Genomic DNA, 23273 nt, shown 5'->3' with positions numbered 1-23273 from the left:
CATGAGCAAGATCCTGATCCGTGGTGCGAAGGTGCTCGGCGGCGAGCCGCAGGACGTCCTGATCGACGGCGAGGTCATCGAGGCGGTGGGCAACGGGCTCTCCGGCGAAGGTGCCGAGGTCGTCGAGGCGGACGGCAAGGTGCTGCTGCCGGGCCTGGTCGACCTGCACACCCATCTGCGCGAGCCGGGCCGCGAGGACTCCGAGACCGTCCTGACCGGCACCCGCGCGGCGGCGAGCGGCGGCTACACGGCCGTCTTCGCCATGGCCAACACCTTCCCCGTGGCCGACACCGCCGGCGTCGTCGAGCAGGTCTGGCGGCTCGGCAAGGAGCACGGCTACTGCGACGTGCGGCCCATCGGCGCCGTCACCGTCGGCCTGGAGGGCCGCAAGCTCGCCGAGCTGGGCGCGATGCACGAGTCGGCCGCCGGGGTCACCGTCTTCTCCGACGACGGCAAGTGCGTCGACGACGCCGTGATCATGCGCCGGGCGCTGGAGTACGTGAAGGCCTTCGGCGGGGTCGTCGCCCAGCACGCGCAGGAGCCGCGGCTGACCGAGGGCGCCCAGATGAACGAGGGCGTCGTCTCCGCCGAGCTGGGCCTGGGCGGCTGGCCGGCCGTCGCCGAGGAGTCGATCATCGCCCGGGACGTGCTGCTCGCCGAGCACGTCGGCTCCCGTGTGCACATCTGCCACCTGTCGACGGCGGGTTCCGTCGAGATCGTCCGCTGGGCCAAGTCCCGGGGCATCCAGGTCACCGCCGAGGTCACCCCGCACCACCTGCTCCTCACCGACGAACTGGTGCGCAGCTACAACCCGGTCTACAAGGTCAACCCGCCGCTGCGCACCGAGCGCGACGTGCTCGCGCTGCGCGAGGCGCTCGCCGACGGCACGATCGACATCGTCGCCACCGACCACGCCCCGCACCCGCACGAGGACAAGGACTGCGAGTGGGCCGCGGCGGCCATGGGCATGGTCGGCCTGGAGACCGCGCTGTCGGTGGTCCAGGAGACCATGGTGGACACGGGCCTGCTGGACTGGGCCGGCGTCGCCGACCGGATGTCCGTCAAGCCCGCGCGGATCGGCCGGGCGGAGGGCCACGGCCGTCCCGTCTCGGCAGGTGAGCCCGCCAACCTCACCCTCGTCGACACGGCCTACCGTGGCCTGGTGGACCCCGCGGGCTTCGCCTCGCGCAGCCGCAACACCCCGTACGAGGGACGCGCGCTGCCGGGCCGTGTCACCCACACGTGGCTGCGGGGCAAGGCCACGCTCGTCGACGGGAAGCTCACGTGACACCTGCAACGCTACTGGCGGCCGGACTCGCCACCGGACTGGCCGCCGACAAGAAGTCGGCCCAGGTCACCGACTGGGCCGCACGCGTCGGCTGGCTGGTCGGGCTCGCCCTCTTCGTCGCACTCGTCTACTGGCTGATGCGCGAGGGCTGGAAGTGGCGCGGCACGCTCCAGGGTGACCTTCCGGAGCTGCCCACCGCGCCGGACGACCCCGGCCCGGCGAAACTGAGCATGACCGGCCGCTACCACGGTTCCACCACCGCCGGTCAGTGGCTGGACCGCATCGTGGCGCACGGCCTGGGCACCCGCAGCCGGGCCGAGCTCACGCTGACGGACGCGGGACTGGACGTCGTACGCCCCGGGGCGGCCGACTTCTTCGTCCCCGCAACCGCGCTGCGCGAGGCCCGGCTCGACAAGGGCATCGCCGGCAAGGTCCTCACCGAGGGCGGACTGCTGATCGTCACCTGGCAGCACGGCGACCGGCTGATCGACTCCGGGTTCCGCTCGGACCGGGCGGCCGAACACAACGAGTGGGTCGACGTCGTCAACTCCATGATCAAGAACCCCATCACCGAGACACACAGCACGGAAGGCGCCGAACGATGACGACCTCCACCAGGGGAGCCGCCAAGACTCCCGCCGTACTCGTCCTGGAGGACGGCCGGATCTTCCGGGGCCGCGCCTACGGGGCCGTGGGGGCGACCTTCGGCGAGGCCGTGTTCTCCACCGGCATGACCGGCTACCAGGAGACCCTCACCGACCCCTCCTACCACCGCCAGGTCGTGGTGATGACCGCCCCGCACGTCGGCAACACCGGCGTCAACGACGAGGACCCCGAGTCGAAGCGGATCTGGGTGGCCGGATACGTCGTGCGCGACCCCGCGCGCGTGCCGTCCAGCTGGCGCTCCAGGCGGTCCCTGGACGAGGAGCTCGCGGCGCAGGGCGTCGTCGGCATCTCCGGCATCGACACCCGCGCCCTCACCCGCCACCTGCGCGAGCGCGGCGCCATGCGCGTCGGCATCTTCTCCGGCAACGCGCTGCCCGACGAGGGCACCATGCTCGCCGAGGTCCGCCAGGCCCCCGAGATGAAGGGCGCCGACCTCTGCTCCGAGGTCGCCACCGAGGAGGCGTACGTCGTCCCCGCGGTCGGCGAGAAGAAGTACACCGTCGCCGCCGTCGACCTCGGCATCAAGGGCATGACCCCGCACCGCATGGCCGAGCGCGGCATCGAGGTGCACGTGCTGCCCGCGACGGCGACCGTCGAGGACGTCTACGCCGTGAACCCGGACGGCGTGTTCTTCTCCAACGGCCCCGGCGACCCCGCCACCGCCGACCACCCGGTCTCCGTCATGCGGGGCGTCCTGGAACGCGGTACCCCGCTCTTCGGCATCTGCTTCGGCAACCAGATCCTGGGCCGCGCCCTCGGCTTCGGCACCTACAAGCTGAAGTACGGCCACCGCGGCATCAACCAGCCGGTGCAGGACCGTACGACCGGCAAGGTCGAGGTCACCGCCCACAACCACGGTTTCGCCGTCGACGCCCCGCTGGAGCAGGCGACCGAGACCCCCTACGGCCGCGTCGAGGTCTCCCACGTCTGCCTCAACGACAACGTGGTGGAGGGCCTGCAGCTTCTCGACCGACCGGCCTTCAGCGTCCAGTACCACCCCGAAGCGGCAGCCGGCCCGCACGACGCCGCCTACCTGTTCGACCGCTTCGTATCCCTGATGGAGGGCCAGCGTGCCTAAGCGCACCGATATCCAGTCCGTCCTGGTCATCGGCTCCGGCCCGATCGTCATCGGCCAGGCCGCCGAGTTCGACTACTCCGGCACCCAGGCGTGCCGGGTCCTCAAGGCCGAGGGCCTGAGGGTCATCCTCGTCAACTCCAACCCGGCGACGATCATGACCGACCCGGAGATCGCCGACGCCACCTACGTCGAGCCGATCACCCCGGACTTCGTCGAGAAGATCATCGCCAAGGAGCGGCCCGACGCGCTCCTGCCCACCCTGGGCGGCCAGACGGCCCTCAACACGGCGATCTCGCTGCACGAGGCCGGAACCCTCGACAAGTACGGCGTCGAGCTCATCGGCGCCAACGTCGAGGCGATCAACAAGGGCGAGGACCGCGACCTCTTCAAGGAGGTCGTCGAGGCCGTCCGCACGAAGATCGGGCACGGCGAGTCCGCCCGCTCGGTGATCTGCCACTCGATGGACGACGTCCTCAAGGGCGTCGAGCAGCTCGGCGGCTACCCGGTCGTCGTCCGCCCCTCCTTCACCATGGGCGGCGCCGGCTCCGGCTTCGCGCACAACGAGGACGAGCTGCGCCGTATCGCCGGGCAGGGCCTCACCCTCTCGCCGACCACCGAGGTGCTCCTGGAGGAGTCCATCCTCGGCTGGAAGGAGTACGAGCTGGAGCTGATGCGCGACAAGAACGACAACGTCGTGGTCGTCTGCTCCATCGAGAACTTCGACCCCATGGGCGTGCACACCGGCGACTCGATCACGGTGGCGCCCTCGATGACGCTGACCGACCGCGAGTACCAGATCCTGCGCGACATCGGCATCGCCGTCATCCGCGAGGTCGGCGTCGACACCGGCGGCTGCAACATCCAGTTCGCGGTGAACCCCGAGGACGGCCGGGTCATCGTCATCGAGATGAACCCGCGCGTCTCGCGCTCCTCGGCCCTCGCCTCCAAGGCGACCGGCTTCCCGATCGCCAAGATCGCCGCCAAGCTCGCCGTCGGCTACACCCTCGACGAGATCCCGAACGACATCACGCGGGAGACCCCGGCCTCCTTCGAGCCGACCCTCGACTACGTGGTCGTCAAGGCGCCCCGCTTCGCCTTCGAGAAGTTCCCGCAGGCCGACTCCACGCTGACCACCACCATGAAGTCGGTCGGCGAGGCCATGGCCATCGGCCGCAACTTCACCGAGGCCTTCCAGAAGGCGCTGCGCTCGCTGGAGAAGAAGGGCAGCCAGTTCACCTTCGTCGGCGAGGCGGGCGACAAGGCCGCCCTCCTGGCCGAGGCCGTGCGCCCGACCGACGGCCGGATCAACACCGTCCTGCAGGCCATCCGCGCGGGCGCCACGCCCGAGGAGGTCTTCGAGTACACGAAGATCGACCCGTGGTTCGTCGACCAGCTCTTCCTCCTCAAGGAGATCGCGGACGAACTGGCCGAGGCACCCGAGCTCACCGGCGAGCTGCTCGCCGAGGCCAAGCGGCACGGCTTCTCCGACCAGCAGATCGGCGAGATCCGCGGGCTGCGCGAGGAGGTCGTCCGCGAGGTCCGGCACGCGCTGGGCATCCGCCCGGTCTACAAGACGGTCGACACCTGCGCCGCCGAGTTCGCCGCGAAGACGCCGTACTTCTACTCCTCCTATGACGAGGAGAACGAGGTCGCGGCCCGCGAGAAGCCCGCGGTCATCATCCTGGGCTCCGGCCCCAACCGCATCGGCCAGGGCATCGAGTTCGACTACTCCTGCGTCCACGCCTCCTTCGCGCTGAGCGACGCCGGGTACGAGACCGTGATGGTCAACTGCAACCCGGAGACCGTCTCCACGGACTACGACACCTCCGACCGCCTGTACTTCGAGCCGCTGACGCTGGAGGACGTGCTGGAGATCGTGCACGCCGAGCAGCAGGCCGGCCCGGTCGCGGGCGTCATCGTGCAGCTGGGCGGCCAGACCCCGCTGGGTCTGTCGCAGGCCCTGAAGGACAACGGCGTGCCGATCGTGGGCACCTCCCCGGAGGCCATCCACGCCGCCGAGGACCGCGGCGCCTTCGGCCGCGTCCTGGCGGAGGCCGGCCTGCCCGCCCCCAAGCACGGCACGGCCACCACCTTCGAGGAGGCCAAGGCCATCGCCGACGAGATCGGCTACCCGGTCCTGGTCCGGCCCTCGTACGTGCTCGGCGGGCGCGGCATGGAGATCGTGTACGACGAGACCCGGCTCGCCACCTACATCGCCGAGTCGACCGAGATCAGCCCCTCCCGGCCGGTGCTGGTCGACCGGTTCCTCGACGACGCCATCGAGATCGACGTCGACGCCCTGTACGACGGCGAGGAGCTCTACCTCGGCGGCGTGATGGAGCACATCGAGGAGGCCGGTATCCACTCCGGCGACTCGGCGTGCGCCCTGCCGCCGATCACGCTGGGCGGCTTCGACATCAAGCGGCTGCGCGCCTCGACCGAGGCCATCGCGCGCGGGGTGGGCGTCCGCGGCCTGATCAACATCCAGTTCGCGATGGCGGGCGACATCCTGTACGTCCTGGAGGCCAACCCGCGCGCCTCCCGTACGGTCCCCTTCACCTCGAAGGCGACCGCGGTGCCGCTGGCCAAGGCCGCCGCCCGGATCTCGCTCGGCGCCACCGTCGCCGAGCTGCGCGCTGAGGGCCTGCTGCCCCGGCACGGCGACGGCGGCGAGCTCCCGCTCGACGCGCCGATCTCCGTCAAGGAGGCCGTCATGCCCTGGTCCCGCTTCCGTGACATCCACGGCCGCGGCGTCGACACGGTGCTCGGCCCGGAGATGCGCTCCACCGGCGAGGTCATGGGCATCGACTCCGTCTTCGGCACGGCGTACGCCAAGTCGCAGGCCGGGGCGTACGGCCCGCTGCCGACCAAGGGCCGCGCCTTCATCTCGGTCGCCAACCGCGACAAGCGCTCGATGATCTTCCCGGCGCGCGAGCTGGTCGCCCACGGCTTCGAGCTGCTCGCCACCTCCGGCACCGCCGAGGTCCTCAAGCGCAACGGCATCAACGCCACGGTCGTGCGCAAGCAGTCCGAGGGCACCGGCCCGAACGGCGAGCGGACCATCGTCCAGCTCATCCACGACGGCGAGGTCGACCTCATCGTCAACACCCCGTACGGCACCGGTGGCCGCCTCGACGGCTACGAGATCCGTACGGCGGCCGTGGCGCGGTCCGTACCGTGCCTGACGACGGTCCAGGCGCTCGCCGCCGCCGTCCAGGGCATCGACGCCCTCAACCACGGCGACGTCGGTGTCCGTTCCCTCCAGGAACACGCCGAACACCTGACCGCGGCCCGCGACTAGCACCCGACGAGGGGGACACCGGAAACGGTGTCCCCCTCTTCATGAGGCCTCACGAGGACATCTGGACATGTACAAGCTCTTCTTCCGCCTGGTCTTCCAGCGGATGGACCCCGAGAAGGCCCACTACCTGGCCTTCCGCTGGATCCGGCTCGCCGTGCGCATCCCCGTGCTGCGCACCTTCGTCGCGGCGGCCCTCGCGCCCCGCTACAAGGAGCTGCGCACCGAGGCCTTCGGGCTGCGCATGCACGGTCCCTTCGGGCTCGCCGCGGGCTTCGACAAGAACGCGGTCGCCGTCGACGGCATGTCGATGCTGGGCTTCGACCACGTGGAGATCGGCACCGTCACGGGGGAGCCGCAGCCCGGCAACCCCGGGAAGCGGCTGTTCCGGCTCGTCGCGGACCGCGCGCTGATCAACCGCATGGGCTTCAACAACGACGGCTCGCTGGCCGTCGCCGCCCGCCTGGCCACCCGTGAGGCCGTCTTCAAGACGGTCGTGGGTGTGAACATCGGCAAGACCAAGGTCGTCCCGGAGGCCGCCGCGGTCGACGACTACGTGAAGTCGGCCGAGCGTCTGGCGCCCTACGCCGACTACCTGGTGGTCAACGTCTCCTCCCCGAACACGCCCGGGCTGCGCAATCTGCAGGCCACCGCGGCGCTGCGCCCGCTGCTGAGCGCGGTGCGCGAGGCCGCCGACCGGGTCGTGCCGGAGCGCCGGGTGCCGCTGCTGGTGAAGATCGCGCCGGACCTCGCCGACGAGGACGTGGACGCGGTCGCCGACCTGGCGGTCGAGCTCGGCCTGGACGGCATCATCGCCACCAACACCACCATCGCGCGCGACGGACTCGGTCTGACATCCCGACCCACGCTGGTGAAGGAGGTCGGCGGACTGTCGGGGGCGCCTTTGAAGGCACGCTCCCTGGAGGTGCTGCGCCGCCTCTACGCGCGCGTGGGCGACCGCATCACCCTGGTGGGCGTCGGCGGCATCGAGAACGCCGAGGACGCCTGGCAGCGCATCCTGGCGGGCGCCACGCTGGTCCAGGGGTACAGCGCCTTCGTCTACGAGGGGCCCTTCTGGACCCGTGCGATCCACAAGGGGCTCGCGGCACGCCTGCGCACCAGCCCGTACGCCACCCTCGCCGACGCGGTCGGCGCCGACGTGAGGAAGCCCGCATGACGTCCCACGAGCCCTTCGGCGCACGACTGCGCAGCGCCATGGACGAGCGCGGCCCGCTGTGCGTCGGCATCGACCCGCACGCGTCCCTGCTCGCCGAGTGGGGTCTGAACGACGACGTGGCCGGCCTGGAGCGGTTCAGCCGCACGGTCGTGGAGGCGATGGCCGACCGGATCGCCGTCCTGAAGCCGCAGATCGCCTTCTTCGAGCGCTTCGGCTCGCGCGGCCTCGCCGTCCTGGAGACGTCGGTGCGGGAGGCGCGTGAGGCCGGCGCGCTGGTGGTGATGGACGCCAAGCGCGGCGACATCGGCTCGACCATGGCCGCCTACGCCGAGGCGTTCCTGCACAAGGACGCCCCGCTGTTCTCGGACGCCCTGACGGTCTCGCCGTACCTCGGCTACGGCTCCCTGAGCCCGGCTCTCGCGCTGGCCCGGGAGAACGGCGCCGGGCTGTTCGTGCTGGCGCTCACCTCGAACCCGGAAGGCGGCGAGGTCCAGCACGCGGTCCGCTCCGACGGACGCACGGTCGGCGCGACGATGCTGGCCCACCTGGCGGCCGAGAACGCGGGTGAGGAGCCCCTGGGGTCCTTCGGGGCGGTCGTGGGTGCCACGCTCGGCGACCTGTCGTGGTACGACCTCGACATCAACGGTCCGCTCCTGGCCCCCGGAATCGGGGCCCAGGGCGCGACGCCGGCCGATCTTCCCGGGGTGTTCGGGGCGGCGGTGCGCAATGTGGTGCCGAACGTCAGCCGGGGTGTGCTGCGTCACGGTCCCGAGGTCGGCGCGCTGCGCGCGGCCGCGGAGCGGTTCGCGCGGGAGGTCCGGGCCGCCGTGACGGGTGCCTGAGTCCGCGCCGAGCCCTTCTCGAACCCGTGCCCGAGTCCTCCGATGAGTGCTCGGGCGAGGGGTGCCGGAGCGACTTGAGTGTGAATACATCCTCAAATCCAGGGCAGTATGTCTGAAATGTCCGGCCTGGCGGAGGCTGACCAGGACTTTTCCGCTGTTCTCGCTGACTCTGGCGGACTTGCCCGCTAGTCTCCGAGCAGAGTGAACGGGCAAGCGTGTTGCTCGTGGCTCCCCAGGTGTGGGGCGACTAGGTTCCTCACCGGTCCGTATCCGACAGTTCGACATCCGAGGTGACGTAGGCGTGGCTCTTCCGCCCCTTACCCCTGAACAGCGCGCAGCCGCGCTCGAAAAGGCCGCCGCGGCTCGCCGGGAGCGGGCCGAGGTCAAGAATCGACTCAAGCACTCCGGCGCCTCTCTTCACGAGGTCATCAAGCAGGGCCAGGAGAACGACGTCATCGGCAAGATGAAGGTCTCCGCCCTGCTCGAGTCCCTCCCGGGCGTGGGCAAGGTCCGCGCCAAGCAGATCATGGAGCGACTCGGGATCTCCGAGAGCCGCCGTGTGCGTGGCCTCGGTTCCAACCAGATCGCCTCTCTGGAGCGCGAGTTCGGGAGCACCGGCTCCTGAGTCCCGGGCACTCCGGGATTGCTGGAATAATCGCTGCATGAGTGAACGTCCGCGGCTGACCGTGCTCTCCGGCCCCTCCGGGGTCGGCAAGAGCACGGTTGTCGCCCATATGCGCAAGGAACACCCCGAGGTCTGGCTCTCGGTGTCGGCCACCACCCGCAAGCCCCGCCCCGGTGAGCAGCACGGAGTCCACTACTTCTTCGTCACCGACGAGGAGATGGACAAGCTGATCGCCAACGGCGAACTGCTGGAGTGGGCCGAATTCGCCGGCAACCGCTACGGCACGCCCCGCCAGGCCGTGCTGGAGCACCTGGAGTCCGGGGTGCCGGTGCTCCTGGAGATCGACCTCCAGGGCGCCCGGCAGGTCCGCGAGTCCATGCCGGAGAGCCGGCTGGTGTTCCTGGCTCCTCCCTCCTGGGAGGAGCTGGTGCGCAGACTCACCGGCCGGGGGACCGAGCCGCCCGAGGTGATCGAGCGTCGCCTGGAGGCGGCGAGGATCGAGCTGGCGGCCGAGCCGGAGTTCGACATCACCCTGGTCAACACCTCCGTCGAGGACGTGGCTCGCGAGCTGCTAGCCTTGGTGGACGTTGTGTGATCAAGGCTGATCATTCAGACTGATTCTTTCCCATCCATCGGAAGGTAGAGCGTGTCCTCTTCCATCACCGCGCCCGAGGGCATCATCAACCCGCCGATCGACGAGCTCCTCGAGGCCACCGACTCGAAGTACAGCCTCGTGATCTACGCGGCCAAGCGGGCCCGCCAGATCAACGCGTACTACTCGCAGCTCGGCGAGGGCCTCCTCGAGTACGTCGGTCCGCTCGTCGACACCCACGTCCACGAGAAGCCGCTCTCGATCGCCCTGCGCGAGATCAACGCGGGTCTGCTGACGTCCGAGGCCATTGAGGGCCCGGCGCAGTAGTACTTTCACATCGCAAGTGACTTTATCCACAGGCCCGGCAGGCCGACTGCCGGGCCTGTGGTTTGCTCGGGGGCGTGGGGTCGTTCCCCACCGTGATGCAGCATGGACTCGTACGTTGCCGAGCCGGGGAGAGATGGTGGACAAGCCCAAGGTCGTTCTGGGGGTCAGCGGCGGCATCGCCGCGTACAAGGCGTGCGAGCTGCTGCGCAGGCTGACCGAGTCCGGGCATGACGTCCGAGTCGTCCCCACGGCCTCCGCGCTGCACTTCGTCGGCGCCGCCACCTGGTCCGCCCTCTCCGGCAACCCCGTCTCGACCGAGGTCTGGGACGACGTGCACGAGGTGCCGCACGTCCGCATCGGCCAGCAGGCCGACCTGGTGGTCGTCGCGCCCGCCACCGCCGACACGCTCGCCAGGGCCGCCCATGGCCTCGCCGACGACCTGCTGACGAACACGCTGCTCACCGCCCGCTGTCCGGTCGTTTTCGCCCCGGCCATGCACACCGAGATGTGGGAGCACCCGGCCACCCAGGAGAACGTGGCGACCCTGCGCCGCCGGGGCGCCGTCGTCATCGAACCCGCGGTCGGCCGCCTGACCGGCGTCGACACCGGCAAGGGGCGGCTGCCCGACCCCGCCGAGATATTCGAGGTCTGCCGCCGGGTCCTGGCCAGGGGAGCGACGCGGCCGGACCTCGCCGGCCGGCACGTCGTCGTCAGCGCCGGCGGCACCCGTGAACCCCTCGACCCGGTCCGATTCCTCGGCAACCGCTCCTCCGGCAAGCAGGGCTACGCCCTCGCCCGTACGGCCGCCGCGCGAGGCGCCCGGGTGACGCTGATCGCGGCCAACACCGGCCTGCCGGACCCGGCCGGCGTGGACGTGGTACCGGTCGGCACCGCGCTCCAGCTGCGCGAGGCGGTGCTCAAGGCGGCCCCCGACGCCGACGCCGTGGTGATGGCCGCCGCCGTGGCCGACTTCCGCCCGGCGGCCTACGCGGCCGGGAAGATCAAGAAGAAGGACGACCAGGACCCCGAGCCGGTCACGCTGGTACGGAATCCGGACATCCTCGCGGAGATATCGGCCGATCGGCCGCGCCCCGGACAGGTGATCGTCGGGTTCGCCGCGGAGACGGACGACGTCCTCGCCAACGGCCGGAAAAAGCTGGTGCGCAAGGGCTGCGACTTCCTCGTGGTGAACGAGGTGGGCGAGCGGAAGACGTTCGGCTCCGAGGAGAACGAGGCCGTCGTGCTGGGCGCCGACGGCAGCGAGACGCCCGTACCGCACGGTCCGAAAGAGGACCTCGCGGAGATCGTCTGGGACCTGGTGACCGGCCGTCTGGGCTGATCGTTTCCGGCTGCGTTTCGCGTGGCGGCTCTGGTCAAGGCCGCCGCGCATTGGGCAGAATGCCCGTGCCGCAGGTCACAGGGCTCCCGAGTGGCGAGACAGGTGCTCCGGCGGCAGAGTGCGACCGATAAACTGTTCTCGGACGATGTTGGGCGCAGCTCCCCGCGTCGTCCGCCAATGATCAGCCAGCAGCCGCTGCAACCCCAGGGAGCGTTGTGTCCCGTCGCCTGTTCACTTCGGAGTCCGTGACCGAAGGTCACCCCGACAAGATCGCTGACCAGATCAGCGACACCATTCTCGACGCGCTTCTGCGCGAGGACCCGACCTCCAGGGTCGCCGTGGAGACCCTGATCACCACCGGCCTGGTGCACGTGGCCGGTGAGGTCACCACCAAGACCTACGCGGACATCGCGACCCTGGTGCGCAACAAGATCCTCGAGATCGGCTACGACTCCTCGAAGAAGGGCTTCGACGGCGCCTCCTGCGGCGTGTCCGTCTCGATCGGCGCGCAGTCCCCGGACATCGCGCAGGGCGTGGACACGGCGTACGAGTCCCGGGTCGAGGGCGACGACGACGAGCTCGACAAGCAGGGCGCCGGCGACCAGGGCCTGATGTTCGGCTACGCGACCGACGAGACGCCCACCCTGATGCCGCTGCCGATCTTCCTGGCGCACCGTCTGTCGAAGCGCCTGTCGGACGTCCGCAAGAACGGCACGATCCCCTACCTGCGCCCGGACGGCAAGACGCAGGTCACCATCGAGTACGACGGCGACAAGGCCGTCCGCCTCGACACGGTCGTCGTCTCCTCGCAGCACGCCAGCGACATCGACCTGGAGTCGCTGCTCGCGCCCGACATCCGCGAGTTCGTCGTGGAGCCGGAGCTGAAGGCGCTTCTCGACGAGGGCATCAAGCTCGACACCGAGGGCTACCGCCTGCTGGTCAACCCCACCGGCCGCTTCGAGATCGGCGGCCCGATGGGTGACGCCGGCCTGACCGGGCGCAAGATCATCATCGACACCTACGGCGGCTTCGCCCGCCACGGCGGCGGTGCCTTCTCCGGCAAGGACCCGTCCAAGGTGGACCGCTCGGCGGCGTACGCGATGCGCTGGGTCGCCAAGAACGTCGTCGCCGCGGGCCTGGCCTCCCGCTGCGAGGTCCAGGTGGCCTACGCCATCGGCAAGGCCGAGCCGGTCGGTCTGTTCGTCGAGACCTTCGGCACGCACAAGATCGAGACCGAGAAGATCGAGAAGGCGATCGACGAGGTCTTCGACCTCCGTCCGGCCGCCATCATCCGCGACCTGGACCTGCTCCGCCCGATCTACGCCCAGACCGCGGCGTACGGCCACTTCGGCCGCGAGCTCCCCGAGTTCACCTGGGAGCGCACCGACCGCGTGGACGCGCTGCGGAAGGCCGCGGGTCTGTAAGGCCTGCCCGTCTCCCGCCCGAGGCCCGGCTCCCGCGTGGGAGCCGGGCCTCGGCGTACGGCCACTCGGAGGCGCCTCCTGGGAAGCGCCCTCTAGGAAGCGGGTGCCAACCGGATCCGGCGGCGTTCGCGGTCGATCTCCAGGATGCTGACCGCCAGCTCCTGCCCCTCCCGGACGACGCGGCCGGTCAGGTCGGAGACGTGCACCAGACCCTCCGTGTCCTCGGCGATCCGCACGAACGCCCCGAACGGGATGAGCCTGGTCACCAGCCCCGGCATCACGTCACCCGCGCGTGCGGCCAGACGGTCCCAGGGGTCTTCCCGCAGGGCCTTGAGGGACAGGGACACCTGCCCCTGGAGGGTGTCCGCGACGAGCACCTCGCCGGTGACCCGCTGCCCCGGCTCGACCACGTCCTCCGGGTGATCGATGTGCGACCACGTCAGCTCGGGTACGCGGATGAAGCCCGTTCCGGGCCAGACGGGATGGACGGGCTCCCCGTCGATGTGCACGAACACCCCGAAGTTCCGTACGACGGACACCGTCCCCGTGCGGACCTCGCCGGGCTCGATGCCGAGGAGGAAGCGGCGCAGAGGCTCGTCCTCGCAGGCCTGGGCGGACAGCGAGACCTCACCGTTCCCGCCGTTTCGCCGGACGCTCCCCAGCACCTCGGCGGTGATCCGCTGCCCCACCTCCACCACGTCCGACGGGTCCTCGAACGCGGTCCAGGACAGCAGGTGCCGCGGGACGCGGCCCGTCGGAGCCTGCGGATCGTCGCCCTCCAGGCGCACGACGACTTCGCCGCCCTCGAATCCCACCACCGTGCCGGTGACCACCTCCCCGCGCCGGACGGTCGCGAGGCGGGCGCGCAGATGCTCCAGCGAGGTGGGTGTCGGTTCGGTCATGGCCGTCAGCCTAGGTCCGGCCCACGAGGGCCGGCACCGGGCGAGCACGCCGCATGTCAGTGGCGTTTGGTAAGAATGCAAGCGTGAGCAGCGAGAACGGGCAGGGGGACGGCGCGGACCAGGGGGCCGCGGCGGCGGAGCAGCTCGCGCTCATCCGGGAGGGGGTCCGGGAGGGCCGGGCCAAGGCGCCCCGGGCCAAGCCGCGGACCTGGCGGGGGGCCGCGCTGGCCGGGGAACTGCCCGTCGCGCGGGTGCTGGTCGACAAGGGTGTGCTCCATCTCGACCGGTACTTCGACTATGCCGTGCCCGAGGAACTGGACGCCGAGGCGCAGCCGGGGGTGCGGGTGCGGGTGCGGTTCGGAGCCGGGCGCGGCCGGGTGCGGGAAGGGCGCCGCGAGGGCGGCGGGCTGATCGACGGATTCCTCGTGGAGCGGCGCGCCGAGTCCGACTACTCGGGGCCGCTGGCGGCGCTGGCCCAGGTCGTGTCGCCCGAGCCCGTACTGAGCGAGGAACTGCTGGGGCTGGCGCGGGCCGTCGCCGACCGGTACGCGGGGAGCCTCGCCGACGTCCTGCAGCTGGCCGTGCCGCCGCGCAGCGCGCGGGCCGAGCAGCGGCCGTCGCCCGAGCCGCTGCCGCCTCCGCCCGCGCCGGACGCCGGGTCGTGGACGCGGTACGAACGGGGGCCCGCCTTCGTCGAGTCACTGGCCTCGGGCGGTTCCCCCCGCGCCGTGTGGAACGCGCTGCCCGGGCCCGAGTGGAGCGAGGAGCTGGCGCGGGCCGTCGCCGCGACGCTCGCCTCGGGGCGCGGCGCGCTCGTCGTCGTGCCGGACGGGCGGTCCGCCGCCCGGGTCGACACCGCGCTGACCGCGCTGCTGGGGGAGGGACGGCACGCGCTGCTCACCGCCGACGCCGGGCCCGAGAAGCGGTACGCGCAGTGGCTCGCCGTGCGGCGCGGGTCGGTGCGAGCCGTGGTGGGCACCAGGGCGGCGATGTTCGCGCCGGTGCGGGACCTCGGGCTCGTCGCCATCTGGGACGACGGGGACGACAGCCACAGCGAGCAGCACGCCCCGCAGCCGCATGCCCGGGATGTGCTGCTGCTGCGCGCCGCCCTGGACAAGTGCGGCTTTCTGCTGGGCAGTTGGAGCTGCACCGTGGAGGCGGCCCAGCTCGTGGAGAGCGGCTGGGCCCGGCCCCTGGTCGCCGGACGGGAGCAGGTGCGGCGGACCGCGCCGCTGGTGCGGACCGTGGGGGACGGCGACCTCGTGCGGGACGAGGCCGCCCGTGCGGCCCGGCTGCCCACGCTCGCCTGGCAGGTGGCGCGCGAGGGGCTGCGGCACGGGCCGGTCCTGGTGCAGGTGCCCCGGCGGGGGTACGTACCGCGCATGGCCTGCGCGCAGTGCCGGGCGCCCGCGCGCTGCCGGCACTGCTCCGGGCCGCTCCAGGCCCAGGACGCCGGGCCGCTCCGGTGCGACTGGTGCGGGCGAGAGGAAGGCGCCTGGCACTGCCCGGAGTGCGGGGGCTTCCGGCTGCGCGCCCAGGTCGTCGGGGCCCGGCGGACCGCCGAGGAACTGGGGCGGGCCTTTCCCGCCGTCCCCGTGCGGACCTCCGGCCGCGAGCATGTGCTGGACACGGTGCCGGGCACGCCCGCGCTGGTGGTGAGCACACCGGGGGCCGAACCGGTCGCCGAGGGCGGCTACGCGGCGGCACTGCTGCTGGACGGCTGGGCCATGCTCGGCCGGCCCGACCTGCGCGCCGGCGAGGACGCGCTGCGGCGCTGGATCGCGGCCTCGGCGCTGGTGCGGCCGCAGGGCGAGAAGGGGACCGTGGTGGTCGTCGCCGAGCCCACCCTGCGGCCCGTGCAGGCGCTGGTGCGGTGGGACCCGGTCGGGCACGCGGTACGGGAGCTGGCCGAACGGGCCGAGCTGGGGTTCCCGCCGGTGTCCCGGATGGCGGCCGTGTCGGGGACGGCGCCGGCCGTGGGGGACTTCCTCGGTGCGGTCGAACTGCCGCCGGACGCCGAGCTGTTGGGGCCGGTGCCGGTGCCGGACACCCTCCCGGGGCGGCCCCGGCGGCCCGGTGCGCCGCCACCGGGGGAGCACTGGGAGCGGGCGCTGGTCCGGGTGCCGCCAGGCAGCGGGGCCGCGCTCGCGTCCGCGCTGAAGGCCGCGCAGGCCGCCCGGATGGCGCGGGGGAGCGGGGAGGCGCCGGTACGGGTGCGGATCGATCCGCCGGACATCGGGTGAGACGGATCGAGTGGGCCGGGTATGCGGCTGCCCTCCCGGACGCGTGCCGGGAGGGCGGGGTGAAGGGGATCCCGGTGGCCCCGGGTGGCTTCGGGCGTCAGCCGTTGCGGGGGCCGGGGAAGGCCGTGGGCCTGACCTCGTCGCGGAGCGTGGGGCTGCCCGCGGTCGGCTGGGTCGGCATCGAACGGGCCGCCGGGACCGTCGGCACCGCGGGGAGGCCGGTGTTCACACTGATCGTGCGGGTGCCCGAAGGCTCCGTCGCGCGCTCGGCCTCGGCGGCCGCCTGGGTCGCGGCGCGACGGGCGCCGTAACGGCGGTGGACCGCCTGCTTGGTGACTCCGAGGGCGGAGCCCACCGCGTCCCACGAGAAACCGAGTGAGCGGTCGAAGTCCACGGCGGCCGTGACCAGGGTTTCGACGCTGTCCCTGAGTTCCTGGGCGAGACGGACGGTCGGGGCGGGGGCGCGTCCGTAGACGACGAAGCCCGTGGAGGGGCCGGAGCGGCGCGGGCGGTAGACGTTGCCGAGCTGGGCGGTGAGCGTGCGCAGTGCGTCCACCTGCCGGCGGACCCGCTCGATGTCCCGCACCAGCAAGTGCAGGCTGGCCCGGGCCTGGGCGTCGTGGGTGGCGTGGTCGGCCATGAACAAGCCTCTCGAACCGGCGTTGAAAGGAATTGGGCGGCGAAAGCGGCCCGATGTGGTCAACTCTCTCTTGACCAACGCGTACGCGCTCCGCTGGTAACGGGGTGGGGGCGTGTGGGCGCGTGCGTACGCCTGTTTCCCACCCGCGCACCACCTGCTTCCAGTTGGCCGGGAGGCGGGGCGCTCCCATGGGGGCGTTCGCCGTCGGCGGCCTTCCGTTTGCGGTGGGCGATCACGTCATAGACTTGTGCGTTGCCCGTCGATCCCCGCCCGAGAGGCCCGAAGCCACCCATGAAGCTCGTCTTCGCCGGTACCCCCGAGGTCGCCGTTCCCGCTCTGGACGCTCTTCTCGCCTCCGGGCGGCACGAGGTGGCCGCCGTCGTCACGCGCCCCGACGCGCCGGCCGGGCGGGGGCGCAGGCTGGTCGCGTCTCCCGTGGCCGAGCGGGCGGCGGAGGCCGGGATCGAGGTGCTGAAGCCCGTCAAGCCGCGGGACCCGGAGTTCCTGGAGCGGCTGAAGGAGATCGCGCCCGACTGCTGCCCCGTCGTCGCCTACGGCGCCCTGCTGCCCAGGGTGGCCCTCGACATCCCCGCCCACGGCTGGGTCAACCTGCACTTCTCGCTGCTGCCCGCCTGGCGCGGGGCGGCTCCCGTGCAGCACGCCATCATGGCGGGGGACGAGATCACCGGGGCCTCCACCTTCCTGATCGAGGAAGGGCTGGACTCGGGGCCGGTCTACGGCACCGTCACCGAGGTCGTCCGGCCCACCGACACCAGCGGCGACCTGCTGACCCGGCTGGCGTTTGCGGGCTCGGGCCTGCTCGCCGCCACCATGGACGGCATCGAGGACGGCACGCTGAAGGCCGTACCGCAGCCCGCCGAGGGCATCTCCGTCGCCCCCAAGATCACCGTCGAGGACGCCCAGGTCGACTGGTCGGCGCCCGCGCTCCGCGTGGACCGGGTGGTGCGCGGCTGCACCCCGGCGCCCGGCGCCTGGACCACCTTCCGCGGTGAGCGGCTCAAGCTCATCCACGTCACACCCGTCCCCGAGCGGACGGACCTCGCCCCCGGGCGGCTGGCGGTCGGCAAGAACAGCGTGCACGTCGGCACCGGTTCGTACGCCGTCGAGCTGCAGTGGGTGCAGGCCCAGGGCAAGAAGCCGATGCGGGCGGCGGACTGGGCACGGGGTGTGCGGATCGCGGACGGGGAGACGGTGGGCGGCTGAGTTCGCGGGGTTCCGCGGGGTCTTGGGGCCCGGCCTCGAGCCCCGGCCCGCCCCGCGGGTGCCGGCCCGACGTACGCTGGGTACCGCATTCCACCCCACACCCGGAGCACCTTTTTCGTGAGTGATCAGCCCCGGCGGCCCCGTAAGCCCGCCAAGCCCTACCGCCGGCCCCAGAAGGACCCCGTCCGCATCCTCGCCTTCGAGGCGCTGCGTGCCGTGGACGAGCGGGACGCGTACGCCAACCTCGTGCTGCCGCCGCTGCTCAGGAAGGCGCGGGAGAAGGGGGACTTCGACGCCCGGGACGCGGCGCTGGCGACGGAGCTGGTGTACGGGACGCTGCGGCGGCAGGGGACGTACGACGCCGTCATCGCCGCCTGCGTCGACCGGCCGCTCAGGGAGGTCGACCCGCCGGTCCTGGACGTGCTCAGCCTCGGGGCGCACCAGCTGCTGGGCACCCGGATCCCCACGCACGCCGCCGTGTCCGCCTCCGTCGAGCTGGCCCGGGTCGTACTCGGCGACGGGCGGGCGAAGTTCGTGAACGCGGTGCTGCGCAAGGTGGCCCAGAACGACCTCGACGGCTGGCTGGAGAAGGTCGCGCCGCCCTACGACGAGGACCCCGAGGACCACCTCGCCGTCGTGCACTCCCACCCCCGCTGGGTCGTCTCCGCCCTGTGGGACTCGCTCGGCGGCGGCCGGGCCGGGATCGAGGACCTGCTGGAGGCCGACAACGAGCGGCCCGAGGTGACCCTGGTCGCCCGGCCCGGGCGGGCCACCACCGAGGAACTGCTCCGCGAGGAGGCCGCCGTACCCGGCCGCTGGTCGCCGTACGCCGTGCGGCTCACCGAGGGCGGGGAACCGGGCGCCGTCGAGGCGGTGGGCGAGGGCCGCGCCGGAGTGCAGGACGAGGGCAGCCAGCTGGTCGCCCTCGCGCTGGCGGGCGTGCCGCTGGACGGGCCCGACGAGAAGTGGCTCGACGGGTGCGCCGGGCCCGGCGGCAAGGCCGCGCTGCTCGCCGCGCTCGCCGCCGAACGCGGGGCGATGCTGCTCGCCTCCGAGAAGCAGCCGCACCGCGCCGGACTGGTGGCCAAGGCGCTGGCAGGGAACCCCGGGCCGTACCAGGTCATCGCCGCCGACGGGACCCGGCCGCCGTGGCGGCCCGGCAGCTTCGACCGGGTGCTGATGGACGTGCCGTGCACCGGTCTCGGTGCCCTGCGCAGGCGTCCCGAGGCCAGGTGGCGGCGGCGCCCGGAGGACCTGGAGAACTTCGCGCCCCTGCAGCGCGGCCTGCTGCGCTCCGCGCTGGACGCGGTGCGGGTCGGCGGAGTCGTCGGCTACGCGACCTGCTCGCCGCACCTCGCCGAGACCCGCGCCGTCGTCGACGACGTGCTCAAGCAGCGCCCGGACGCCGAACTCCTCGACGCCCGGCCCTTCCTGCCCGGCGTCCCGGCGCTCGGCGAGGGCCCCGACGTACAGCTGTGGCCGCATCTTCACGGCACGGACGCCATGTATCTGGCGCTCATCCGACGGACCGGCTGACCCCGCGAGACGCCCCGACCCCTCACCGCTGAGGGATCTGGTACCGGACCGACGCGAACAACCGTGCCAGGACATGGCAGGCTTGGGGCATGGCCGTGCAGATCAACCCCAGCATCCTGTCCGCCGACTTCGCCCGTCTCGCGGACGAGGCCCGGGCGGTCCAGGGAGCCGACTGGCTCCACGTCGACGTGATGGACAACCATTTCGTCCCGAACCTCACGCTCGGCGTACCGGTCGTGGAGTCCCTGGCCCGCGCGACGGACACGCCGCTGGACTGCCATCTGATGATCGAGGAGGCGGATCGCTGGGCTCCCCAGTACGTGGAGGCGGGTGCCTCTTCCGTCACCTTCCACGTCGAGGCCGCCGCCGCACCTGTGCGGCTCGCCCGCGAGATCCGCGCCAAGGGCGCCCGCGCCTCCATGGCGCTCAAGCCCGCGACGCCCATCGAGCCGTACGAGGACCTGCTCCCCGAGCTCGACATGCTGCTGATCATGACGGTCGAGCCGGGCTTCGGCGGTCAGGCGTTCCTGGACATCATGCTTCCCAAGATCCGCCGCACCCGCGAGCTGATCGACAAGCACGGTCTGGAGCTCTGGCTGCAGGTCGACGGAGGTGTTTCCGCGTCGACGATCGAGCGGTGCGCAGACGCGGGAGCGGACGTCTTCGTCGCGGGTTCGGCGGTCTACGGGGCGAAGGACCCGGCAGAGGCGGTACGTGCACTACGCACCCAGGCCGAGGCGGCGACCGCCAAGGCGTCCTGGGCCTGCGACCACTAAACGGCCCTTGGGCCACAGCTATGTGAACGGCGCCCATCAGGGCAGATCAAGTGCGCCGGATCTGCAAGGATGAACGGCGAATCCAGAGTGTGAACAGCAGTGAGGAGATCGCCGTGTCGGGTATGTCGGCGGGCCGGTCAGCCATGCGGATGGGACCCGCTGAGCTGGTGCAGGCGGCGGCCATGGCCCGCCGCTTCTACCTCGAGGGCAAGTCCAAGATCCAGATCGCGGAGGAGTTCGGCGTCAGCCGCTTCAAGGTGGCCCGGGTCCTGGAGACGGCCCTCGAACGGGATCTCGTACGTATCGAGATCCGTGTCCCGGCCGAGCTGGACGCCGAGCGCTCCGACGCGCTCCGCGCCCGCTACGGCCTCAGACACGCCGTCGTGGTCGAGTCCCCGGCCGAGGCCGAGGAGACCCCCGACCCCGAGAACCTCGGGGAGGTGGCCGCCGACCTGCTCGGCGAGCTGGTCAACGAGGGCGACGTGCTGGGCCTGGCCTGGGGCCGGTCCACCATCCACATGGCGGCGGCGCTCGACCGGCTGCCGCCCTGCACGGTGGTGCAGCTGACGGGCGTGTACGACGCCGGGACCGCCGAGCGCGGCTCGGTGGAGGCCGTCCGTCGCGCCGCCCAGGTCTCCGGCGGCGACGCGCATCCCATCTACGCGCCGATGCTGCTGCCGGACGCGGCCACCGCGACCGCGCTGCGCCACCAGACCGGCATCGCCCGGGCCTTCGAGTACTTCGACAAGGTCACGGTCGCCTGCGTCTCCATCGGTTCCTGGGAGCCCGGCATCTCGACGGTGCACGACATGCTCAGCGACGAGGAGCGGGCGCACTACGCCTCGCTCGGTGTCGCCGCCGAGATGTCCGCGCACCTCTTCGACGCCGACGGCCGCCGGGTCGGGCGGGACCTGGGGGAGCGGTGCATCACGGTCAAGGCCGACCAGCTCCGCCGTGTCCCCGAGGTCGTGGCGATAGCGGGCGGGCAGCGCAAGGCGGCCGCGATCGACGCGGTGCTGCGCTCGGGGCTCGTCACCAGCCTGGTGACGGACACCTCCGCGGCGGACTACCTGATGACCGCGGGACCGGCGCCGAAGTCGGCGCTGAACCGGGCGGACCCGGACGGACCCTGACATGACCGACGGTATGGCCGACGACCTGACCGGTCGGTACGTGGTGGTTCTGGACCTCGACGGGGTCACGGACGAGGCCGGGCTGATGGACCGGTGCGTCCGCGCGCTGGACCTGCCCGGGTGGTTCGGCCGCAACTGGGACGCGCTGGCCGACAGCCTCTCCGACCTCTCCGTCTGGCCCGAGGAGGCCGAGGGCAAGGGGCTCCTGGTCGTCGTACGGGGGTGGCGGGGGTATGCGAAGGCGCGCCCCGAGGAGTGGGAGACCGCCCAGGAGGTGTTCTCCCACGCCGTCGGCCTGATGCCGTCGCTCGCCGTGGTGCTGGCCTTTGGAGGTTCCTCCTAGCGCCCCTCTGACCAGCCTGGATGTTCTGCCGGGGCATGGCGCGGGGGGTGTCATGGGAGAATGAAGTACGTGCTCTTTCCCCCTGGCTGACCTGTCCGGGGGCCACCTCTGATCGACTGGGATGTGCAGCACGTGCGTTTCCTCAATGACACCCGGCCCGCCTACGACCTGACGTACGACGACGTGTTCATGGTGCCGAGCCGCTCGGCCGTCGGCTCGCGCCAGGCCGTGGACCTCGGCTCACCGGACGGCACGGGCACCACCATCCCGCTCGTCGTCGCCAACATGACCGCCATCGCCGGCCGCCGCATGGCCGAGACGATGGCCCGGCGCGGCGGCCTGGTGGTCATCCCGCAGGACATCCCGAACGACGTCGTCACCGAGGTGATCTCCTGGGTGAAGAGCCGGCACCTGGTCCTCGACACCCCGATCGTGCTGGCCCCGCACCAGACCGTCGCCGACGCCCTCTCCCTGCTGCCCAAGCGCGCGCACAACGCCGGTGTCGTCGTGGACGAGGACCACCGGCCCATCGGTGTCGTCACCGACCGGGACCTCAGCGGCGTCGACCGCTTCACCCAGCTCGAAGTGGTCATGTCCAAGGACCTGCTGCTGCTCGACGCCGACATCGACCCGCGCGAGGCCTTCAACACCCTCGACGCGGCCAACCGCCGCTACGCCCCGGCCGTCGACAAGGACGGCAGGCTGGCCGGCATCCTCACCCGCAAGGGCGCCCTGCGCGCGACCCTGTACACCCCGGCGACGGACGCCGAGGGACGGCTGCGCATCGCCGCCGCCGTCGGTATCAACGGCGACGTGGCGGGCAAGGCCAAGCAGCTGCTGGACGCGGGCGTCGACACGCTCGTCATCGACACCGCGCACGGCCACCAGGAGTCGATGATCAGCGCGATCAGGCTGGTCCGTGCCCTCGACCCGCGGGTCCCGATCGTCGCGGGCAACATCGTCTCCGCCGAGGGCGTCAGGGACCTGATCGAGGCGGGCGCCGACATCGTCAAGGTGGGCGTCGGCCCCGGCGCCATGTGCACCACGCGCATGATGACCGGTGTGGGCCGGCCGCAGTTCTCCGCCGTCCTGGAGTGCGCGGCCGAGGCGAGGAAGTACGGCAAGCACGTGTGGGCCGACGGCGGTGTCCGCCACCCGCGCGACGTGTCGATGGCGCTCGCGGCCGGTGCGTCCAACGTGATGGTCGGCTCCTGGTTCGCGGGCACGTACGAGTCGCCGGGCGACCTCCAGCACGACGCGAACGGCCGCCCGTACAAGGAGTCGTTCGGCATGGCCTCCGCGCGCGCGGTGCGCAACCGCACCTCCGAGGAGTCGGCGTACGACCGCGCCCGCAAGGCGCTGTTCGAGGAGGGCATCTCGACCTCCCGAATGTTCCTCGACCCGGCCCGGCCCGGTGTGGAGGACCTGATCGACTCGATCATCGCGGGCGTCCGCTCCTCCTGCACCTACGCCGGTGCCGCCTCCCTGGAGGAGTTCGCCGAGAAGGCCATCGTCGGCATCCAGAGCGCCGCCGGTTACGCCGAGGGCAAGCCGCTGCACGCCAGCTGGGTCTGACGCACTCTCGTGCGCGACGGCCGTGCAACGGTCGACAGCCCGCGCGCAACGAATGGGCACCCCTTCGCGAGGAACGCAATGATCTTACGGTGATACGCAAGGCTGCTGCATTACGCCCGCGAAGGGCTGGCTCATAGGCTCCTCCCCTGTACGTGGTGTGGCGGGGACTCCGCTCGTCGGGTCCCTGCCCTCGCAGGGATGCCGCCGGTCCCCGCCGCCCTGACCGGCAGCGATGAAGGAGCCAG

20 protein-coding genes are annotated in these 23273 nt (G+C 71.9%); 18 read left to right on the top strand and 2 right to left on the bottom strand.

What is annotated here, in order from left to right; all coding sequences use genetic code 11:
• The first annotated feature begins 1 nt into the window (after position 1).
• From ACZ7L0_RS38245 to metK, 11 genes are all read left to right on the top strand, one after another.
• Complete coding sequence (locus tag ACZ7L0_RS38245) at positions 2-1288, top strand: dihydroorotase (protein ID WP_471247185.1); 1287 nt, start codon at positions 2-4, stop codon at positions 1286-1288.
• Complete coding sequence (locus ACZ7L0_RS38240; protein WP_471247184.1) at positions 1285-1893, top strand: PH-like domain-containing protein; 609 nt, start codon at positions 1285-1287, stop codon at positions 1891-1893. The genes ACZ7L0_RS38245 and ACZ7L0_RS38240 overlap by 4 nt, the downstream gene beginning before the upstream one ends.
• A complete protein-coding gene (carA, locus tag ACZ7L0_RS38235; protein ID WP_471247183.1) occupies positions 1890-3032 on the top strand; it encodes a glutamine-hydrolyzing carbamoyl-phosphate synthase small subunit in 1143 nt (380 codons plus the stop codon). The genes ACZ7L0_RS38240 and carA overlap by 4 nt, the downstream gene beginning before the upstream one ends.
• Positions 3025-6333, top strand: a complete 3309-nt coding sequence (gene carB / locus ACZ7L0_RS38230; protein ID WP_471247182.1) for a carbamoyl-phosphate synthase large subunit — start codon at positions 3025-3027, stop codon at positions 6331-6333. Before carA ends, carB begins: the two co-directional genes overlap by 8 nt.
• A gap of 67 nt (positions 6334-6400) precedes the next feature.
• Complete coding sequence (locus ACZ7L0_RS38225) at positions 6401-7507, top strand: quinone-dependent dihydroorotate dehydrogenase (protein ID WP_471247181.1); 1107 nt, start codon at positions 6401-6403, stop codon at positions 7505-7507.
• Positions 7504-8349: an orotidine-5'-phosphate decarboxylase gene (gene pyrF, locus ACZ7L0_RS38220; RefSeq protein ID WP_471247180.1), complete on the top strand. Its 846-nt coding sequence runs from the start codon at positions 7504-7506 to the stop codon at positions 8347-8349. The genes ACZ7L0_RS38225 and pyrF overlap by 4 nt, the downstream gene beginning before the upstream one ends.
• 301 nt (positions 8350-8650) lie before the next feature.
• Complete coding sequence (locus tag ACZ7L0_RS38215; RefSeq protein WP_003977346.1) at positions 8651-8974, top strand: integration host factor; 324 nt, start codon at positions 8651-8653, stop codon at positions 8972-8974.
• Positions 8975-9011: 37 nt separating this feature from the next.
• On the top strand, positions 9012-9569 hold the full coding sequence (gene gmk, locus ACZ7L0_RS38210; protein ID WP_471247179.1) for a guanylate kinase: 558 nt from the start codon (positions 9012-9014) through the stop codon (positions 9567-9569).
• Positions 9570-9620: 51 nt separating this feature from the next.
• Positions 9621-9893, top strand: a complete 273-nt coding sequence (rpoZ, locus tag ACZ7L0_RS38205; RefSeq protein ID WP_005319902.1) for a DNA-directed RNA polymerase subunit omega — start codon at positions 9621-9623, stop codon at positions 9891-9893.
• 136 nt (positions 9894-10029) lie between these two features.
• Positions 10030-11232, top strand: a complete 1203-nt coding sequence (gene coaBC / locus ACZ7L0_RS38200; RefSeq protein WP_471247197.1) for a bifunctional phosphopantothenoylcysteine decarboxylase/phosphopantothenate--cysteine ligase CoaBC — start codon at positions 10030-10032, stop codon at positions 11230-11232.
• 215 nt (positions 11233-11447) lie between these two features.
• Positions 11448-12656: a methionine adenosyltransferase gene (gene metK, locus ACZ7L0_RS38195; RefSeq protein ID WP_471247178.1), complete on the top strand. Its 1209-nt coding sequence runs from the start codon at positions 11448-11450 to the stop codon at positions 12654-12656.
• A gap of 92 nt (positions 12657-12748) precedes the next feature.
• Here the strand turns inward: metK and ACZ7L0_RS38190 are convergent, their stop codons facing one another.
• Positions 12749-13558 carry a S1 RNA-binding domain-containing protein gene (locus ACZ7L0_RS38190; protein WP_471247177.1) on the bottom strand — a complete coding sequence of 270 codons (810 nt, stop codon included), beginning with the start codon at positions 13556-13558 and terminating at the stop codon, positions 12749-12751.
• A gap of 83 nt (positions 13559-13641) precedes the next feature.
• Between ACZ7L0_RS38190 and ACZ7L0_RS38185 the strand changes: the two genes are divergently transcribed.
• Positions 13642-15801: a primosomal protein N' gene (locus ACZ7L0_RS38185; protein ID WP_471247176.1), complete on the top strand. Its 2160-nt coding sequence runs from the start codon at positions 13642-13644 to the stop codon at positions 15799-15801.
• Positions 15802-15898: 97 nt separating this feature from the next.
• On the opposite strand, the gene ACZ7L0_RS38180 is transcribed toward ACZ7L0_RS38185, so the two are convergent.
• Positions 15899-16441 carry a hypothetical protein gene (locus ACZ7L0_RS38180; protein ID WP_471247175.1) on the bottom strand — a complete coding sequence of 181 codons (543 nt, stop codon included), beginning with the start codon at positions 16439-16441 and terminating at the stop codon, positions 15899-15901.
• Positions 16442-16732: 291 nt separating this feature from the next.
• Here ACZ7L0_RS38180 and fmt point away from each other — a divergent pair, with 291 nt between their 5' ends.
• The 6 genes from fmt to ACZ7L0_RS38150 all read left to right on the top strand — a co-directional run bounded on the left by fmt (position 16733) and on the right by ACZ7L0_RS38150 (position 23028).
• Positions 16733-17665: a methionyl-tRNA formyltransferase gene (fmt, locus tag ACZ7L0_RS38175; protein ID WP_471247174.1), complete on the top strand. Its 933-nt coding sequence runs from the start codon at positions 16733-16735 to the stop codon at positions 17663-17665.
• Between the two features lie 117 nt (positions 17666-17782).
• Positions 17783-19201, top strand: coding sequence for an RsmB/NOP family class I SAM-dependent RNA methyltransferase (locus ACZ7L0_RS38170; RefSeq protein ID WP_471247173.1), 1419 nt, complete (start codon positions 17783-17785; stop codon positions 19199-19201).
• Between the two features lie 89 nt (positions 19202-19290).
• The gene (rpe, locus tag ACZ7L0_RS38165; protein ID WP_471247172.1) at positions 19291-19977 is read left to right on the top strand and encodes a ribulose-phosphate 3-epimerase; all 687 of its coding nucleotides are present in this window, start codon (positions 19291-19293) and stop codon (positions 19975-19977) included.
• 89 nt (positions 19978-20066) lie between these two features.
• On the top strand, positions 20067-21110 hold the full coding sequence (locus tag ACZ7L0_RS38160) for a sugar-binding transcriptional regulator (protein ID WP_471247171.1): 1044 nt from the start codon (positions 20067-20069) through the stop codon (positions 21108-21110).
• A gap of 13 nt (positions 21111-21123) precedes the next feature.
• The gene (locus tag ACZ7L0_RS38155; protein WP_471247196.1) at positions 21124-21453 is read left to right on the top strand and encodes a barstar family protein; all 330 of its coding nucleotides are present in this window, start codon (positions 21124-21126) and stop codon (positions 21451-21453) included.
• Positions 21454-21585: 132 nt separating this feature from the next.
• A complete protein-coding gene (locus ACZ7L0_RS38150; RefSeq protein WP_471247170.1) occupies positions 21586-23028 on the top strand; it encodes a GuaB1 family IMP dehydrogenase-related protein in 1443 nt (480 codons plus the stop codon).
• Positions 23029-23273: the final 245 nt, after the last annotated feature.

This window comes from Streptomyces sp. NPDC039424 (assembly GCF_055639495.1).
Note: the sequence above shows the minus strand (reverse complement) of the source record. Positions and strands in the feature narration are given on the sequence as shown.